Source organism: Salinimicrobium oceani (assembly GCF_012037645.1).
On record NZ_JAAVJR010000622.1, the window covers coordinates 1 to 452 of the forward strand.

Sequence of the window (452 nt, forward strand, 5' to 3'; positions counted from 1 at the left end):
TTGCTGCCTTCGGCAACGCCAATATCTGTACTCGTCATTCCTACTGCAGGTCCGTTAGTTGCGGTAATTTCTCCTACGTAGCTAAGAAATTGAAGCACCTCGGTTTCCTTCACTAAAGCTAACCCATCTGGAGAACCATTTTGTAAACCTGAAGCTGGGAAAAATAAAGTGCCATAACCGTTTTGTTGAGCAGGAATTATTCCTTCGAGAGCGATAGTTTGATAATATGCCCCACCACTTCCATTATATAGAAAAATACTGAAAGCTGAAAGATCTGTTCCTGCAGTTCCGGCAATTTCCACACCTTCATCAACATCTGTGCTGGCGTTATCATAATGGATCTCATTAATAAACACGACGCTATTGGCAGGTTCAGGTTGGGGCTCCGGTTCCGGCTCGGGCTCTGGATTGGGATCTGTGATCTCCCCTCCAAAATCCTGATTTGTATTTAT

General features: G+C 44.2%; 1 protein-coding gene. It reads right to left on the reverse strand.

Annotated features, from left to right (window positions below; all coding sequences use genetic code 11):
- The coding region (locus tag HC175_RS18560; protein WP_209310091.1) for a hypothetical protein at positions 1 to 452 on the reverse strand (452 nt) is incomplete at both ends.